At 66.6% G+C, this 16,367-nt stretch carries 12 protein-coding genes; 5 read left to right on the top strand and 7 right to left on the bottom strand.

The genetic code is table 11. The annotated features are described in order from the left end of the window. Positions 1-23 precede the first annotated feature (23 nt). A complete protein-coding gene (gene betI, locus SSKA14_RS13905; protein WP_008264954.1) occupies positions 24-614 on the bottom strand; it encodes a transcriptional regulator BetI in 591 nt (196 codons plus the stop codon). A 170-nt stretch (positions 615-784) separates the two neighbouring features. Here betI and SSKA14_RS13900 point away from each other — a divergent pair, with 170 nt between their 5' ends. After that, positions 785-2,335: a BCCT family transporter gene (locus SSKA14_RS13900; RefSeq protein WP_008264452.1), complete on the top strand. Its 1,551-nt coding sequence runs from the start codon at positions 785-787 to the stop codon at positions 2,333-2,335. A 151-nt stretch (positions 2,336-2,486) separates the two neighbouring features. Here the strand turns inward: SSKA14_RS13900 and acnA are convergent, their stop codons facing one another. Then, positions 2,487-5,240: an aconitate hydratase AcnA gene (gene acnA / locus SSKA14_RS13895; RefSeq protein ID WP_008265509.1), complete on the bottom strand. Its 2,754-nt coding sequence runs from the start codon at positions 5,238-5,240 to the stop codon at positions 2,487-2,489. Positions 5,241-5,541: 301 nt separating this feature from the next. On the opposite strand from acnA, the gene SSKA14_RS13890 reads away from it, so the two are divergent. From SSKA14_RS13890 to SSKA14_RS13875, 4 genes are all read left to right on the top strand, one after another. Further along, a complete protein-coding gene (locus SSKA14_RS13890) occupies positions 5,542-5,766 on the top strand; it encodes an AbrB/MazE/SpoVT family DNA-binding domain-containing protein (protein WP_008268694.1) in 225 nt (74 codons plus the stop codon). Between the two features lie 6 nt (positions 5,767-5,772). Further along, entirely contained in the window at positions 5,773-6,171 is a 399-nt protein-coding gene (locus SSKA14_RS13885; protein ID WP_008267153.1) for a type II toxin-antitoxin system VapC family toxin, read from the top strand. Between the two features lie 44 nt (positions 6,172-6,215). Next, entirely contained in the window at positions 6,216-8,819 is a 2,604-nt protein-coding gene (gene acnB / locus SSKA14_RS13880; protein ID WP_008268105.1) for a bifunctional aconitate hydratase 2/2-methylisocitrate dehydratase, read from the top strand. Between the two features lie 117 nt (positions 8,820-8,936). Continuing rightward, on the top strand, positions 8,937-9,362 hold the full coding sequence (locus tag SSKA14_RS13875; RefSeq protein WP_008265594.1) for an energy transducer TonB: 426 nt from the start codon (positions 8,937-8,939) through the stop codon (positions 9,360-9,362). A 69-nt stretch (positions 9,363-9,431) separates the two neighbouring features. Here SSKA14_RS13875 and SSKA14_RS13870 read toward each other — a convergent pair whose 3' ends face one another. The 5 genes from SSKA14_RS13870 to SSKA14_RS13850 form a co-directional block, all read right to left on the bottom strand. Next, positions 9,432-11,429, bottom strand: a complete 1,998-nt coding sequence (locus SSKA14_RS13870; RefSeq protein WP_008265429.1) for a hypothetical protein — start codon at positions 11,427-11,429, stop codon at positions 9,432-9,434. Between the two features lie 84 nt (positions 11,430-11,513). Beyond that, positions 11,514-12,587: a chemotaxis response regulator protein-glutamate methylesterase gene (locus tag SSKA14_RS13865; RefSeq protein WP_008268640.1), complete on the bottom strand. Its 1,074-nt coding sequence runs from the start codon at positions 12,585-12,587 to the stop codon at positions 11,514-11,516. Next, positions 12,584-13,180, bottom strand: a complete 597-nt coding sequence (gene cheD / locus SSKA14_RS13860) for a chemoreceptor glutamine deamidase CheD (RefSeq protein ID WP_008264676.1) — start codon at positions 13,178-13,180, stop codon at positions 12,584-12,586. Before cheD ends, SSKA14_RS13865 begins: the two co-directional genes overlap by 4 nt. Beyond that, positions 13,177-14,046, bottom strand: a complete 870-nt coding sequence (locus SSKA14_RS13855; protein ID WP_040007811.1) for a CheR family methyltransferase — start codon at positions 14,044-14,046, stop codon at positions 13,177-13,179. Before SSKA14_RS13855 ends, cheD begins: the two co-directional genes overlap by 4 nt. A 37-nt stretch (positions 14,047-14,083) precedes the next feature. Then, entirely contained in the window at positions 14,084-16,354 is a 2,271-nt protein-coding gene (locus SSKA14_RS13850) for a methyl-accepting chemotaxis protein (RefSeq protein ID WP_008264606.1), read from the bottom strand. Between the last annotated feature and the right edge of the window lie 13 nt (positions 16,355-16,367).

Raw genomic sequence — 16,367 nt, 5'->3', positions numbered from 1 at the left:
GAAGGGGGCGGGTGCTGAAGCGCTTATAGCGCGGCAGCCTGCAACTGGAAGTCGATGTAGCCGTAAGCGATGCGCCGGGACTTCTCGGCATTGAACTGGCCGCCGACCAGGCTGCCGCGCAGCCACAGGCCGTCGATCATCGCGGCCAGGCCGCGGGCGGCCAGGCGGGCCTGCGGGTGGGGCAGCAGGCGGTTGAACTGGTGGCACAGGTTGGAGAACAGGCGCTGGTCGTTGGCGCGCTGCAGCCGCGCCAGTTCCGGCTGGTGCATGCTCGCGGCCCAGAAGGTGAGCCAGACGCGCATGGCGGTGCCGTTGATCTGGCTGTCATCGAAGTTGCCATCGACGATGGCGCGCAGCTGGTCGCGCGGGTCATCGCCGACGTCGGCGCGGTAGCGCGCAACCGCGTCCTTCAGTTCGCGCAGGATCTGCCGCATTGCAGCATTGAGCAGGCCGTCCTTGTCGCCGAAGTAGTGGGCGACGATGCCGCTGGACAGCCCTGCCTTCTTCGCGATGGTGGCGACGGTCGCATCGGCCATGCCGATCTCGTCGATGGTCTGGAAAGTGGCCCGGATCAGCTGCTCGCGCCGTACCGGTTCCACGCCTTTCTTCGGCATTGTCTCTCCACGGATTGCGACCCGAAGGATCGGGCTGCCCGCCATTATGCTTTTTATTGATTGAACGTTCAATCAATAAACCCTAGGATGCGCTCGCGCCCCACGCCATGGGCCCGGTTTACCGGTCCGGCCCCGCCCATGTGCTCCCTCGGACTTGATGAGACGACCCCATGTCTTCCCTGGCTCATCCCAAGCGTTCGCCCCTGCGCTTGAACCGTTTTGTGTTCTTCAGTTCCTCGGTGTCGATCGGCATTCTCGGGCTGCTTACCGTTCTCTATCCCGAAGGCAGCGAGCACTGGCTGCAATGGGCGCAGGCCGAGGTGTCGGCGGCGTTCGGCTGGTGGTACATGCTGCTGATCGTGCTGTGCCTGGGCTTCGTGCTGTGGCTGGCGTTCTCGCCGTATGGCCGCATCCGCCTGGGCCACAACGAGGAATCGCCGGCCTTCGGCTACGTGCCCTGGGTATCGATGCTGTTCTCGGCCGGCATCGGCATCGCGCTGCTTTACTACGGCGCCTACGAGCCGCTGGATCACTTCCTCAATCCGCCCGGGCAGCCCGGCGGCACCGTGGCCGCCGGCCGCGAGGCGATGGTGCTGACCTTCCTGCACTGGGGCCTGCACGGCTGGGCGCTGTACGCACTGGTGGGCGTGGCGCTGGGCTATTTCGCCTACCGCCGTGACCTGCCACTGGCGCTGCGCTCGGCGCTGTACCCGATTTTCGGTGAGCGCATCCATGGCCGCATCGGCGACATGGTCGATGGTTTCGGCATCCTCGCTACGCTGATCTCGATGGTGACCAACCTCGGCATCGGCGCGCTGGTGGTGCAGTCCGGCCTGGTCTACCTGTTCCACATTCCGGACACGCCGCAGGTGCTGGTGGCGATCGTGCTGGTGATGATGGTGGTGGCCACCATCGGCGTGGTGGCGGGTGTGGAGAAGGGCATCGCCTGGCTGTCCAACCTCAACGTGCGCCTGCTGTGCGGCCTGCTGCTGTTCGTGCTGGTCACCGGCCCGACCCTGCACCTGTTCGACGGCCTGATCCAGAACACCGGCGACTATCTGGGCGCGTTCGTGCGCAAGAGCTTCGACATGTACCTCAACGACCCGAAGGGTCGTGAGTGGATGGGCTCGTGGACGCTGTTCTACTGGGCGTGGTGGATCGCCTGGGCACCGTTCGTGGGCCTTTTCGTGGCGCGCATCTCGCGTGGACGCACCATCCGCGAAGTGATCATGGGCGTGCTGCTGATCCCGCTCGGCTTCACCCTGGCGTGGCTGTCGATCTTCGGCAATACCGCCATCGACCTGGTGCTCAACCATGGCCAGGCGGTGCTGGGCGAAGTGGCCCAGCACGATGCGGCGATGACGCTGTTCAAGCTGCTGGAATACCTGCCCGCCGCGCCGTACGTGGCCGGTGCCGCGGTGGTGATCGGCTTCGTGCTGTTCCTGACCCCGGTCGATTCGGGCACGCTGATGATCGCCAACCTGTGCACCCGTCGCGTTGATGATGGCGTGGAGGATGGCCATGACGCGCCGATCTGGCTGCGCGTGTTCTGGGCGGTGGGCATCACCGTGGCCAGTGTCGGCCTGCTGCTGGCCGGCAACTTCAGTGCGATGCAGACGGCGGTGGTGCTGTGCGGCCTGCCGTTCTCGTTCACCCTGGCGTTCTACATGTGGGGCCTGCTGAAGGCGTTGCGCACCGACCCGGACGCACCGCGCCGGTGACCGGGCAGGTGGCACGTATCCCGACGTTGCCGGTGACGCAGTAGAGCCAGGCCATGCCTGGCTGCGAAGAAACCAGAAGGGCCGGATCAGCGAGGATCCGGCCCTTTTGTTGGATGGTCGACTGACAGTCGACTCTAACCACGGTGGGGCGTTACATGCTGGCCAGCTGGCGCAGCACGTACTGCAGCAGGCCACCATGACGGAAGTATTCGACCTCCTTCGGGGTCAGCAGCATCACCGAGACCTCGAAGGTCTTCTTCGTGCCATCAGCCTTGGTGGCGGTGACCGTGGCGCGCTTGCTGGCACCGTCCTGCAGACCGGTGATGTCGATCACTTCCGAGCCGTCCAGGCCCAGGCTCTGCGCATTCTCGCCGCTGCGGAACTGCAGAGGCAGCACGCCCATGCCGACCAGGTTGGAGCGGTGGATGCGCTCGAAGCTCTCGGCGATGACTGCCTTCACCCCCAGCAGCAGGGTGCCCTTGGCCGCCCAGTCACGCGATGAGCCGGTGCCGTATTCCTTGCCGGCCAGCACCACCAGTGGCACCTTGTCGGCCTTGTACTTCATGGCCGCATCGTAGATCGCCAGCTTCTCCGGCTGGCCACCGCCGGCCGGGTAGTACAGGGTGTTGCCGCCTTCCTCGCCACCGAACATCAGGTTCTTGATGCGGATGTTGGCGAAGGTGCCGCGGACCATCACGTCATCGTTGCCGCGGCGGCTGCCGTAGCTGTTGAAGTCGGCCGGCTGCACGCCGCGCTCCTGCAGGAAGCGGCCTGCGGGCGAGTCCTTCTTGATGTTGCCGGCCGGGGAGATGTGGTCGGTGGTGATCGAGTCGCCGAACAGGCCCATCACGCGTGCGCCGTGCACGTCGTCGATGCTGCCGGTCTGCATGGTCATGCCATCGAAGTACGGCGGGTTCTTGATGTAGGTGGAGGCGTCGCTCCACTCATACAGATTGCCATCCGGCGAGGCGATGGTGTTCCAGCGGGTGTCACCCTTGAACACATCGGCGTAGTTCTGCTTGAACATCTCCGGGCCGATGGTGGCGGCGATGACGTCGCCGATTTCCTTGTTGCTCGGCCAGATGTCGCGCAGGAACACCGGCTGGCCATCGCTGCCGGTACCCAGCGGCTGAGTGGTCAGGTCGATGTCGGTGGTGCCGGCGATGGCGTAGGCCACCACCAGCGGCGGGCTGGCCAGGTAGTTCATCTTCACTTCGGGATGCACGCGGCCCTCGAAGTTGCGGTTGCCCGACAGCACCGAGGTGACCACCAGATCGCCAGCGGCGATGCCGGCGCTGACTTCGGTGGGCAGCGGGCCGGAGTTGCCGATGCAGGTGGTGCAGCCGTAGCCGACCACGTAGAAGCCGATCTTCTCCAGCTCCTTCAGTACGCCGGCCTTTTCCAGATAGTCGGTGACCACGCGCGAACCTGGGCCGAGCGAGGTCTTCACCCACGGCTGGCGGTTCAGGCCCTTGGCTGCCGCGTTGCGGGCCAGCAGGCCGGCACCGATCATCACCGCCGGGTTGGAGGTGTTGGTGCACGAGGTGATGGCGGCGATGACCACCGCGCCATCCTTCAGCCGCACCTTGCGGTTCTCGATCTCGATGTCGGCGAAGCCCTTGGCCAGCTGCTCGTTGCCGACCGCCGCACCGCCGCCTTCATTGACGAACGAGGACACATCCTCGCTGCGCTTGTCGCGGTTGGCGGTCATGCCCACCAGCGCTTCGCGGTAGTTCTTCTGCACGTCTTCCAGCAGCACGCGGTCCTGCGGGCGCTTCGGGCCGGCCAGCGACGGCTTCACCGTGCCCATGTCCAGTTCCAGCGTGGTGCTGTACTGGGCATGCGGGCTGCCCGGCTCGTGCCACAGGCCCTGCGCCTTGGCGTAGGCCTCGACCAGGTTGATCTGCTCTTCGCTGCGGCCGGACAGGCGCAGATAGTTCAGTGATTCGGCGTCGATCGGGAAAATGCCGCAGGTGGCGCCGTATTCCGGGGCCATGTTGCCGATGGTGGCGCGGTCGGCCAGCGGCAGGTGCTGCAGGCCGTCACCGTAGAACTCGACGAACTTGCCGACCACGCCCAGCTTGCGCAGCATCTGGGTGACGGTCAGCACCAGGTCGGTGGCGGTGGCGCCCTCCGGCAGCTTGCCAGTCAGCTTGAAGCCGACCACCTGCGGGATCAGCATCGACGACGGCTGTCCGAGCATGGCCGCCTCCGCCTCGATGCCGCCCACGCCCCAGCCCAGCACGCCGATGCCGTTGATCATCGTGGTGTGGCTGTCGGTGCCGAACACGGTGTCCGGATAAGCGATGGCCGTGCCGCCCTTGTCGGCGGTCATCACCACGCGGGCCAGGTTTTCCAGGTTCACCTGGTGGACGATGCCGGTGTTGGGCGGCACCACCTTGAAGTTGTCGAAGGCCTTCTGGCCCCAGCGCAGGAAGCCGTAGCGTTCCTGGTTGCGCTGGAATTCGATCTTGCCGTTGAGGTCCAGCGCATCGGGCTTGCCGAACACATCGACCTGCACCGAGTGGTCGATGACCAGTTCGGAGGGAATCTGCGGGTTGATCTGCTCGGGCGAGCCGCCCAGCTTGACCACGGCGTCGCGCATCGCGGCCAGGTCGACCACGCAGGGCACGCCGGTGAAGTCCTGCAGGACCACACGCGCCGGCATGAAGGCGATTTCGGTGTCCGGTTCGGCGGACGGGTTCCAGCGGGCCACGGCTTCGATGTGGTCCGGGCCGACGGTGGCGCCACCGTCCTCATGCCGGAGCAGGTTCTCCAGCAGGATCTTCATCGAGTAGGGCAGGTGGGAGATATCGAAGCGCTGGCCCAGCGTGGGCAGGCTGAAGTAGTCGTAGGTCTTGCCGCCGACGTTCAGCTGGCTGCGGGTGGAGAACGAATCGCTCATGCGGGGTAACTCCTTCTTGCGGATGGCTTGCAGTGGCTCGCGCCTGGGCGGGCCTGCTTGCGGTCGCCGCGGGCCTGGTGGCCCCGGTGGTTCCAGTATGAACCCGAAACTGAATGGATTCACCCGGACCGGTTCCGGCCTGCGGCATCGGTTCCAGACTACAGGGGAAGGTGTATGGCGTATGTCACGTTTGTGGCCGATCCTTTGCGAGGCAAGGGCTGGCGGGGTGCCGGTCCGGTTCAGGGTGGAAGTATGCCCGGGGAAGTATGTATAATTTGTGCATACTCTGGAGGGCCTACCGATGGAAGCCACTGTTGCAGAACGCGGACAGATCACCCTGCCCAAGGCGGTGCGTGACGCCCTCGGCCTGACCAAGGGCACGCTGCTGAAGGTCGAGCTGGACGGCAGCCGCATCATCCTGCGCAAGAGTGTTGACGATGCCATTTCACGGGCGCGCGGCAAGTTCGCGCTGGACGGCTTTGAATCGTCCGACGCCGCCGTGCGTTCGGTCCGCGACGAGGACTGACCGGTGATGATCGCCGTCGATTCGCCGGTGCTGGTCGAACTGCTCAGCAACGGCCCACAGGCTGATGCGGTGGAGGCCATCCTGCGGCAGAGCCTGGTTGGCGGCCGCGTGGTGGTCTGTGGCGCGACCCTGGCCGAGGTCTGCGCTTCGCTGCGCGGCGGTGCCGAGGTGCTCGAAGCGCTGGAAGAGATGGGTGTGCACTTCAACCCGATGGAAGCCAAATCGGCGCTGCGCGCCGGCGAGATGCACCGCCGCCACCGCCAGCGCAGCGGCAGCCGCCGCAGCCTGGACGAATTCATGGTCGGCGCCCACGCACTGCTGCAGTGCGACGGCCTGATCACCTGGAACGATACGTTTTACCGCGACTACTTCAAGGGCCTGAAGCTGATCGTGCCGCAAGCCTGAGCCCACTTTTTTTTTTTCAACCTACGCATTACCCGGGAGTTGTCATGTTGGAAGCCTACCGCCACCACGTCGCCGAGCGCGCTGCGCTTGGCATCCCGCCGCTGCCGCTGAGCGCGCAGCAGACGGCCGATGTCATCGAACTGCTGAAGAACCCGCCGCAGGGCGAGGCCGAGTTCCTGCTCGACCTGCTGACCCACCGCGTGCCGGCCGGCGTTGATGACGCTGCCAAAGTCAAAGCCTCGTACCTGGCGGCGATCGCCCTGGGCAGCGAGCAGAACCCGCTGATCAGCCGTGAGCGCGCCACCGAACTGCTGGGCACCATGCTCGGCGGTTACAACGTTGCCCCGCTGGTGCAGCTGCTGGACGACGCCAGCGTCGGCACCATCGCCGCCAACGGCCTGAAGAAGACCCTGCTGGTGTTCGATGCCTTCCATGACGTGCAGGAAAAGGCCAAGGCGGGCAACGCCAACGCCCAGGCCGTGCTGCAGAGCTGGGCCGATGCCGAGTGGTTCACCGGCAACCCGGAAGTGCCGCAGAGCCTGACCGTCACCGTGTTCAAGGTGCCGGGCGAGACCAACACCGACGACCTGTCGCCGGCGCCGGACGCGACCACCCGCCCGGACATTCCGATGCACGCGCTGGCGATGCTGAAGAACAAGCGCGATGACGCGCCGTTCACCCCGGAAGAAGACGGCAAGCGCGGTCCGATCCAGCAGATCCTGTCGCTGAAGGACAAGGGCCACCTGGTCGCCTACGTCGGTGACGTGGTCGGTACCGGTTCCTCGCGCAAGTCGGCCACCAACAGCGTGCTGTGGTGGACTGGCGATGACATTCCGTTCATCCCGAACAAGCGTGCCGGTGGCGTCTGCCTGGGTTCGAAGATCGCCCCGATCTTCTACAACACCATGGAAGATGCCGGCGCACTGCCGATCGAGCTGGACGTGTCGAAGATGGAGCACGGCGATGTGGTCGAGCTGCGTCCGTACGAAGGCAAGGCGCTGAAGAACGGTGAAGTGATCGCCGAATTCCAGGTCAAGAGCGAAGTGCTGTTCGACGAAGTGCGCGCCGGTGGCCGCATTCCGCTGATCATCGGCCGCGGCCTGACCGGCAAGGCGCGCGAAGCGCTGGGCCTGGCCCCGACCGACCTGTTCCGCCTGCCGGTGCAGCCGGTCGATACCGGCAAGGGCTTCTCGCTGGCACAGAAGATGGTCGGCCGCGCCTGTGGCCTGCCTGAAGTTAACGGCGTGCAGCCAGGCATGCGCCCGGGCACCTACTGCGAACCGAAGATGACCTCGGTCGGCTCGCAGGACACCACCGGCCCGATGACCCGCGACGAGCTGAAGGACCTGGCCTGCCTGGGCTTCTCGGCCGACCTGGTGATGCAGTCGTTCTGCCACACCGCTGCGTACCCGAAGCCGGTGGACGTGAAGACCCACCACACCCTGCCGGAGTTCATCTCCACCCGTGGCGGCGTCTCGCTGCGTCCGGGCGACGGCGTGATCCACAGCTGGCTCAACCGCATGCTGCTGCCGGACACCGTCGGCACCGGTGGTGACTCGCACACCCGTTTCCCGGTGGGCATTTCGTTCCCGGCCGGTTCGGGCCTGGTCGCCTTCGCCGCTGCCACCGGCGTGATGCCGCTGGACATGCCGGAGTCGGTGCTGGTGCGCTTCAAGGGCAAGATGCAGCCGGGCGTGACCCTGCGTGACCTGGTCAACGCGATCCCGCTGTATGCGATCAAGTCGGGCCTGCTGACCGTGGCCAAGGCCGGCAAGAAGAACATCTTCTCCGGTCGCATCCTGGAAATCGAAGGCCTGCCGGAGCTGAAGGTCGAACAGGCGTTCGAGCTGTCCGACGCTTCGGCCGAACGTTCGGCCGCCGGTTGCTCGGTGCGCCTGAACAAGGAACCGATCATCGAGTACCTGACCAGCAACATCACCCTGCTGAAGTGGATGATTGCCGAGGGTTACCAGGATCCGCGTTCGCTGCAGCGCCGCATCGAGAAGATGGAAGCGTGGCTGGCCAACCCGGAGCTGCTGGAGCCGGATGCCGACGCCGAGTACGCCGCCGTCATCGAGATCGACCTGGCCGACATCCACGAGCCGATCGTGGCCTGCCCGAACGACCCGGACGACGTGAAGACCCTGTCCGAAGTCGCCGGTGCCAAGATCGATGAAGTCTTCATCGGTTCGTGCATGACCAACATCGGTCACTTCCGTGCGGCCGCGAAGCTGCTGGAAGGCAAGCGCGACCTGCCGACCCGCCTGTGGGTGGCCCCGCCGACCAAGATGGATGCCTCCGAGCTGACCAAGGAAGGCGTGTACGGCACCTTCGGCGCTACCGGTGCACGCATGGAAATGCCGGGCTGCTCGCTGTGCATGGGCAACCAGGCGCAGATCCGCGAGGGTTCCACCGCGATGTCGACCTCGACCCGCAACTTCCCGAACCGCCTGGGCCGCAACACCAACGTGTACCTGGGTTCGGCCGAACTGGCCGCGATCTGCTCGCGTCTGGGCCGCATCCCGACCAAGGAAGAGTACATGGCCGATGTGGGCGTGATTGCCGCCAGCGGCGCGGAGATCTACCGCTACATGAACTTCGACCAGATCGAGGAATACCAGGACGTGGCCAAGACGGTCGCTGCCTGATGCGGTAGTGCCGGCCATTGGGCGGCACCCCGTTGAAACGAAGAACCCCCGGTGAGAGCCGGGGGTTTTTTGTGCGTGCAGCGTTAGACTTGCCGCCTCGCTTGTTGGAGTACACGGATGTTGCAGGATCGATTGAAGGGCAGTCGCACGCGCTACGGGCACTGGGCTGGCAGTGCGGTGGTGCTGGCCACGCTGATGATGGGGCACGCCGCGATGGCGCAGCAGGCGGTGCAGCACGCCGCTGTCGAGCGCGCTCGGCCGGCGCACGTGCCGGCGTCGATCGTGATGGAGACCAAGCACAGCAATCCGCCGCGTTATCCGTCGCAGGCATTCCGTGATGAGAAAGAGGGTGAAGCGATCCTGATGGTGCAGGTGGCTGCCGATGGGCAGTGGGCCGGCGCGACCGTGCTGCAGAGCACTGGATGGCCGGAACTGGATGAGGCGGCGCAGGCGGCGACACGCAAGTGGCGCTACCTGCCGGCCAGCGAGGATGGCGTACCCGTGCCGGGAGAGATCCGCGTGCCGGTGTCGTTCAAGCTGTGATCACGCGTTGGTGATGCCGTTGCCCGGCACTGCCTGGCAACGGCGTTGGTCCTGCCCGGTGCCGACGCCTTACTGCGCGGCACACGCCTTCGGGGCGTGCACGAGGTTGACGCGCAGGCTGCCATCGGCAGCCACCTGCTTGCTCTCCAGCACGCACATCTCGTTCTCGAGCCGCATCATCACTTCGTAGTCCTGACCCGCCTTCGGCACGAACTGGATCGACAGCGAGTCCGCTGCTGCTCCGCAGCGGAGGTGGGCAACGTTCTGGAATTGTGCGTCGAAGATCAACGGCTTGCCGGCCTCCACCGAATATTCCTGGAAGTTCGGGTTCGAGAACAGGACGCTCTTCATCGCACGCACGGTGTCGGTTTCCGGCATTCCGATGGAAATGTTCTGCGGGCTGCCGCCCACCAGGCTGCCTACGGCCGCGCTGTTGCTGCGCGCGACCACGATCTTCCTTCGTGCGTCGCCGCGGCATTGGCCACCGACATGCATGGTGATGCTGCGGCCGTTGGCACCGAAGATGCGGATGCGGGAGCGATTGCCGGCGGGCAGGGCAGCGGCAACGGCGCTGGAAGGCGCTGCGGCGCGCATCGCCGACGGAAACGCCTCTGGCAGCCGCGCGACGAATCGCGCCACGCACTGCTCGGCCAGCTCGTCGGCCACGCTCCTCACTTCGGCATAGTCATCCGCCTGCCACTGCGGCAGCGCAGCCGACTGCGTGCCATCGGTGCAGTCAACGGTCATGGCCGATGCGCCCGAGGCCGGCAGCACCTCGATCGTGGTGCTGTGCTTGAGCTCGTAGGGAATCTGCGAGCCGCTGAGCTGCCCGTAGACCAGCGCCCATTCGTGCGGGTCGGCCCGCACGGTCACGGGGGCGCTGGGAACCGCGTCGGGATAGGCATTGAAGTACTCGGAAAGACGCTGCTGCAGCAGTGCCGGCACCCGCTCGACTGCAGGGCTGGACACGCCTTCGACGGTGTCGCCGCGCAGGGTGTCCTTGGAGAAGCCACGAGCCTTGCGTGCACCGACCACGGCCAGGGCGAAGATGTTCATCTTGGCCAGCGTGGCCACGCCCATATCCGATCGGGTCACCAGTCGCAGGTCTGCGTCACCGGAACGCTTGCCTTTGGCATCGATGCCGGTGCCATGGTCGATGTGGACCGCCTTCATCCAGTCCGTGGACAGTACCGGTGCCGGATGGCCGGCGTCTGTGGCCGTTGCGGCCTCGTCCTGGGGCGCTGCGCCTGTTGTCACTGGATCGAGCGAGGCGGCACTGATCGCAGCGGCCAGCTGGACGCTTGGCGAAGGGAACACGGTAGGCAGCTGTTCCACGAGCCGGTCAACACAGCGCTGCGCGAACTGGCGTGCCGCAGTCCTGACCTGCGCGTAGTCATCTGCCTGCCAGTGTTCCAGCGGCGCCGTCTGTACGGGATCGCTGCAGGTGATGCTCAGCCAGGGCGGGCTGATGGGGGACGACTGTGCAATGGTGAGGGTAGCCTCATGCTGCAGATCGTATGGAACCGCGTTGCCCGACAGCGACTGGTAGGTGAGCGACCACAGGCCGGCGTTTGCACTGACGATCTGCGCGTGCTCGGGAAGCGCATCCGGATGTGCGATGAAGTACTCGGCCAGATGGCGGCGCAGCAGTGCGGGGATTTCGTCGACGGCCGGGCTGGACACTGAGTCGATGACGGTGCCACGCAGATTCTTCTTCGAGAAGCCATCGACACGGCCACCGCCGGCCTTGGCGGCAGCCGCCAATTGAACAAGCTTGAGCGTGACCACTTTGCCGGTGTCGCCGCGCGAGACCAGGCGCAGCTTCAGATCGACATCGCGGTGTCCAGGCAGCCCGGCAGGCGCACCCTGTACCACCTGGACGCGCGTGCTCCAGTCATCGGGAGACGGCGGAGCGGCCGCGCCGTCGGCCGGGTGGGTGCGGGCCGCATCGGTGGCAAGTGCAGCGTCGTGTGCCTGGACGGCAGCGGGTTCTTCTGCCGATGCCGGCGGAGACAGCATCAGGCCCAACGCGATGGCGGCAGGCAGGCAGGTCAGGCGTAGTGCCACAGTGGAGCTCCTTGGGGAAAACGCGATGAAGAACGGCCGGGTCCCCTTGGCCGGCCGTTCGGGAAAGGTGTGTTGCGCGTGGGCTCAGCCGCGCGCCAACGCCAGCAACCGCTCGGCAATCCGCTCCAGCGGCACCTGCTCTTCGGCAGCGCCCAGCTTGAACGCGGCGCCGGGCATGCCCCAGACCACGCTGCTGGCCTCGTCCTGCACCAGCGTCGGTGCGCCGGCCTGGCGCATTTCCAGCAGGCCGCGTGCACCATCGTCGCCCATGCCGGTGAGGATGGCGCCGATGGCGTTGCCGCCCGCGCTCTGCGCGACCGAGCGGAACAGCACGTCCACCGCCGGCTTGTGCCGGTTCACCGCCGGGCCGTCGTCGACGCGGCAACGCCAGCGCGCACCGTCGCGGATGATGCGCAGGTGCTTGCCGCCCGGAGGCAGGTAGGCATGCCCGGGCAGCACCGCTTCGCCGTCGCTGGCTTCGCGCACGGCCATCGCCGAGTGCCGGTCCAGGCGCTCGGCGAAGGCCGTGCTGAAACTGGCCGGCAGGTGCTGGGTCATCACCACGGCCGGCGCGTCGGCGGGCAGGCCTTCCAGCACCACGCGCAGGGCTTCGGTGCCACCGGCGGATGAGCCGATCGCGATCAGGCGGTCGGTAGTACGGAACTGCGGTGCGGCCGGGCGCATCGCCGGGGCGGCTTCGAGCGTGAGCTTTGGCGTGGCGGCGCGCACCAGCGGACGTACCCGCGAGCGCGCCGCCATCTTTACCTTGGCGATGATCTCATCGGCGTAGCCCTGCAGCCCGCGGGCCACATCGAGCTTGGGCTTGGAGACGAAATCGACGGCGCCCAGTGACAATGCCTGCAGGGTGGTGTCGGCGCCGCGCTCGGTCAGCGAGGAGATCATCACCACTGGCAGTGGATGCAGGCGCATCAGGTTTTCCAGGAACGCCAACCCGTCCATGCGCGGCATTTCCACGTCCAGCGTGATCACGTCCGGGGCGAGGCGCTTGATCTTCTCGCGCGCCAGCAGCGGGTCGGCGGCGGTGCCGACCACGTCGATGGCCGGATCGCTGGACAGGATCTCGGTGAGCATCTGCCGCACGACGGCAGAGTCGTCGACGATCAGGACCCGGCAGGGGGCGTTGCCGGTCAGGGTCATTCGAACAGCTCCACGCCACCGGTGACCGGGGCCTTGGACAGGCGTGCACGCACGGCCGATTCGGTCGCGGCCACTTCGGCTTCATGGGCGTGCGGCAGGCGCTGCACCACCACGCGGCCGGTATCGGCGAAGAACCAGATCTTGCGCGGATGGATGCCGCACAGGTCCTCGGCGATGATCGGGATGTGCTCGGCCTGCAGGTACTGGCGCACGAACTCGGCGTTGCGGGTGCCGACCGGGTTGCTGGTGAAGCCCTTGAGCACGTTGGCGCCGCCGAACACCTTGGCTTCGATGCGCTTGCGGTGCGCACCGCGCTTGAGCATGTCGTTGATCAGCAGTTCCATCGCGTAGCTGCCGTAGCGCGCGGGGGCGCCATCACCGGCGTTGCCTTCGGGCAGCAGGAAGTGGTTCATGCCGCCGATCTTCAGCACCGGGTCGCGCAGGCAGGCGGCCACGCAGGAGCCGAGCGTGGTGGTCAGCGCGGTGGTGTCATCGACCACCAGGTACTGGGTGGGCAGCAGCTTGGCGGCGATGGTCTTGAAGCGTGCGTCCTGGTAGCGCATCACATCGTCGGTACGCAGCGAGGCATTCATGCGCCGGCCTTTGCCGCACGGCGGTACAGGGTGCGCCCGCAGGGCTGGATGAGGTCGGCCGCGTGCAGGTAGTTCTCCGAGTGGCCGGTGTACAGCAGGCCGTCGTCGGCCAGGTGCTGCACCAGGCGGCCGAGGATGGCGCGCTGGGTGGGCTTGTCGAAGTAGATCATCACGTTGCGGCAGAACAGGGCGTCGAACGGGCCGCCGACGTCGTAGCGCGGGGCCAGCAGGTTCAGCGGGCGGAACTCGATCAGGTCGCGCAGCGCCGGCAGCACGCGGCACTGGCCCTCGTTGGGGCCGCTGCCGCGCTGGAAGTAGCGGCGGCGCAGGTCCGGATCGAGGTTGGCGACACGATCGATGTTGTAGACGCCGCGGCCTGCAGTGGCCAGTACCTGGGTGTCGACGTCGGTGGCGACGATGCGTACCGGCGGCTTCAGCGTGCCGAATGCTTCGCAGGCGGTGATCGCCATCGAGTAGGGCTCTTCGCCGGTGGACGCGGCGCACGACCACAGCAACAGCGGCGTGCGGCCGTTGCGCTGCTGCAACTCCTCGCGCAGCTTGTCGAAGTGGTGCGGCTCGCGGAAGAACGAGGTCAGGTTGGTGGTCAGCGCATTGGTGAACGCCTGCCACTCATCGCCATCCTCCTGTTCCAGATGATCCAGGTACTGCTGGAAGCTGCGCATGCCGAGCGTGCGCAGGCGGCGCGACAGGCGGCCATAGACCATGTCGCGCTTTGCCGGCGCGAGGGCAATGCCCACGCGCTGGTAGATCAGGTCGCAGACGCGGCGGAAATCACGGTCGGCGAACTCGAATTCGCGGGGGCCGGTGACGATGGGAGTAGGACTTTGCACGGGGGACGTGTCCATCGGCGGGGGCGGCGGCCGAAGCCGCCGCGGGTGGGTCTCAGAATTCCTGCCAGTCGCTGTCGCTGGCGACGAAGGTGCTGGCATTGCTGCTGCGGCGGACCGGTGCCGGCGCGGGCGCCGCCCGGCGCGACACGCTGGCGGGGACACGGACCGGCTCGACATGCGCGGCCACCGCCTTCATCGCAGCCGAGACCTGGTTGTCGAGGCGGAAGATCGCCACCGCGTCCGCCAGTTGGCCGGCCTGGTCTTCCATGGCGCGGGCGGCGGCGGTGGCTTCTTCCACCAGCGCGGCGTTCTGCTGGGTGGTTTCGTCCATCTGCACCACGGTCTGGTTGACCTGCTCGATGCCGGCCGACTGCTCCTGCGAGGCGGCCGAGATCTCGGCCATGATGTCGGTCACGCGCTGCACCGAGGCGACGATCTCGCCCATGGTGCTGCCGGCCTGGTGCACCAGGCTGGAGCCCTCGGCGACCTTGCCGACCGAATCGTCGATCAGGCCCTTGATTTCCTTGGCGGCAGCGGCCGAGCGCTGGGCGAGGGTGCGCACTTCGCTGGCGACCACGGCGAAGCCACGGCCCTGTTCACCGGCACGCGCCGCTTCGACCGCGGCGTTCAGCGCCAGGATGTTGGTCTGGAACGCGATGCCGTCGATGACGCTGATGATCTCGGCGATCTTCTTCGACGAGGCTTCGATGGCCGACATGGTGGTGACCACCTGGCCGACCACTTCGCCACCCTGCGAGGCGACGCCCTGCGCGCCGATGGCGAGCTGGTTGGCCTGGCGGGCGTGTTCGGCGTTCTGGCGCACGGTGGAGGTCAGTTCCTCCATCGAGGCGGCGGTTTCTTCCAGGTTGGCGGCCTGCTGCTCGGTGCGGCGCGACAGGTCGCCGTTGCCCGACGCGATCTCACCGGCGGCCAGGGTGATGCTGGAGGCGCTGGCCTGGATCTGGCCGACGATCTGGGTCAGCTGGGCGACGGTGGTGTTGGCGTCGTCGCGCATGCGGGCGAACACACCCTGGTAGTCGCCGTGCATGCGCGCGGTCAGGTCACCTTCGGCGATGGCCGACAGCAGCTGCGAGAGCTTGCCGAGGTTGTCATCGCTGACCGCCATCATCGCATTGAGGTTTTCCAGCATCAGGCGGAAATCGTGATCAAAGCGCTGTGCGTCGCCACGACGGCTGAAATCGCCTGCGGCGGCGGCGCTGGCCAGCTGCTTGATCTCGGCATTGATGCGGCCGAGATTGGTTTTCACCGTATCGACGGTGGCGGTCATGGTGGCCTTCTCGCCCGGATAGCGCGCGATGTCGCGGCTGAGGTCGCCGACGGCGTATTGCTGGACCACGTCGAGCACGTCGTGCAGGGTCTGCACATGGCCGCCGACCAGGGCGTTGGTCTCCTGCACCATCAGCCCGTACTCGCCGGGGAAGGCACTGGCGTCGATGCGGTAGCTCAGTTCGCCGGCATCGTGGCGCCGCGCCATTTCGCGCTGGCCGCCGATCACCGCGTGCAGCTGCTGCTGCATGCCCGACATGGCGTGCAGCAGGCGGCCGGGTTCGTCGTGCGGCTGCGGGCCGATGTGGCTGTCCAGCTTGCCGCTGGCAATGCCTTCGGCGACGGCTGTGGCCTGCTTCAGCGGGCGCGCGATGCGGTTGCCGATGACCCAGCTCAGGGCCAGCACGATCAGCACCAGCACGCCGCCGGAGACTGCCATGATGGCGGTGAACACCAGTGCCTGCTTCTGCACGTCGTCCATGTAGACGCCGCTGCTGACCACCCAGTTCCAGGGCGCGAACAGGCCGGCGTAGGCCACCTTCTCGACGTCGCCCTTGCTGCCGGGCTTGGCCCAGCGGTAGTTGACGAAGCCGCCGCCGGCCCTCGCTGCTTCGACCTGGTCGTAGTAGATGCGCACGCCGTCGTCGGTGCGGAAGTCCTTCATGTCCTTGCCGACCAGGTCCTTGCGGAACGGATGCATCAGCAGGTGGTAGCCGGTGTCGTAGATGTTGAAGTAGTACGTATCGTTCTCGGCGCGCATCGATTCCAGCGCCTGCAGCGCGGCGCTCCTGGCGGCCTCTTCGCTGAGCTCGCCGGTACCGGCCAGGCGGTGGTAGTGCTGGAGGATGCCGTAGCTCAGTTCGACCTGGGTCTTCAGCGCGGTCTTGCGGGTCTCGGTGAGGTCCAGGTACTGCATGCGGGCAGCGATCACCGAGAGCGCGATCACGCCGAGCGCGATGAGCAGCGTCAGCAGGTTGAGCTTGCGCCGGACGGAGAGGTTGCTGAAGTAGTGTTGCCAGCGATGCAGGAGATTCATCGAGCAGGACCAG

Source organism: Stenotrophomonas sp. SKA14 (assembly GCF_000158575.1).
Taxonomy (GTDB): Bacteria; Pseudomonadota; Gammaproteobacteria; order Xanthomonadales; family Xanthomonadaceae; genus Stenotrophomonas; species Stenotrophomonas forensis.
This window is presented reverse-complemented; position numbering and strand designations above follow the sequence as displayed.

Excerpts from the sequence above, each read along its gene's own strand:
- acnB (WP_008268105.1), top strand. The coding sequence starts at position 6,216 with ATGTTGGAAGCCTACCGCCACCACGTCGCCGAGCGCGCTGCGCTTGGC.
- SSKA14_RS13890 (WP_008268694.1), top strand. The coding sequence starts at position 5,542 with ATGGAAGCCACTGTTGCAGAACGCGGACAGATCACCCTGCCCAAGGCG.
- SSKA14_RS13865 (WP_008268640.1), bottom strand. The coding sequence starts at position 12,587 with ATGACCCTGACCGGCAACGCCCCCTGCCGGGTCCTGATCGTCGACGAC.
- cheD (WP_008264676.1), bottom strand. The coding sequence starts at position 13,180 with ATGAATGCCTCGCTGCGTACCGACGATGTGATGCGCTACCAGGACGCA.
- SSKA14_RS13885 (WP_008267153.1), top strand. The coding sequence starts at position 5,773 with ATGATCGCCGTCGATTCGCCGGTGCTGGTCGAACTGCTCAGCAACGGC.
- SSKA14_RS13900 (WP_008264452.1), top strand. The coding sequence starts at position 785 with ATGTCTTCCCTGGCTCATCCCAAGCGTTCGCCCCTGCGCTTGAACCGT.
- betI (WP_008264954.1), bottom strand. The coding sequence starts at position 614 with ATGCCGAAGAAAGGCGTGGAACCGGTACGGCGCGAGCAGCTGATCCGG.
- acnA (WP_008265509.1), bottom strand. The coding sequence starts at position 5,240 with ATGAGCGATTCGTTCTCCACCCGCAGCCAGCTGAACGTCGGCGGCAAG.
- SSKA14_RS13855 (WP_040007811.1), bottom strand. The coding sequence starts at position 14,046 with ATGGACACGTCCCCCGTGCAAAGTCCTACTCCCATCGTCACCGGCCCC.
- SSKA14_RS13850 (WP_008264606.1), bottom strand. The coding sequence starts at position 16,354 with ATGAATCTCCTGCATCGCTGGCAACACTACTTCAGCAACCTCTCCGTC.
- SSKA14_RS13875 (WP_008265594.1), top strand. The coding sequence starts at position 8,937 with ATGTTGCAGGATCGATTGAAGGGCAGTCGCACGCGCTACGGGCACTGG.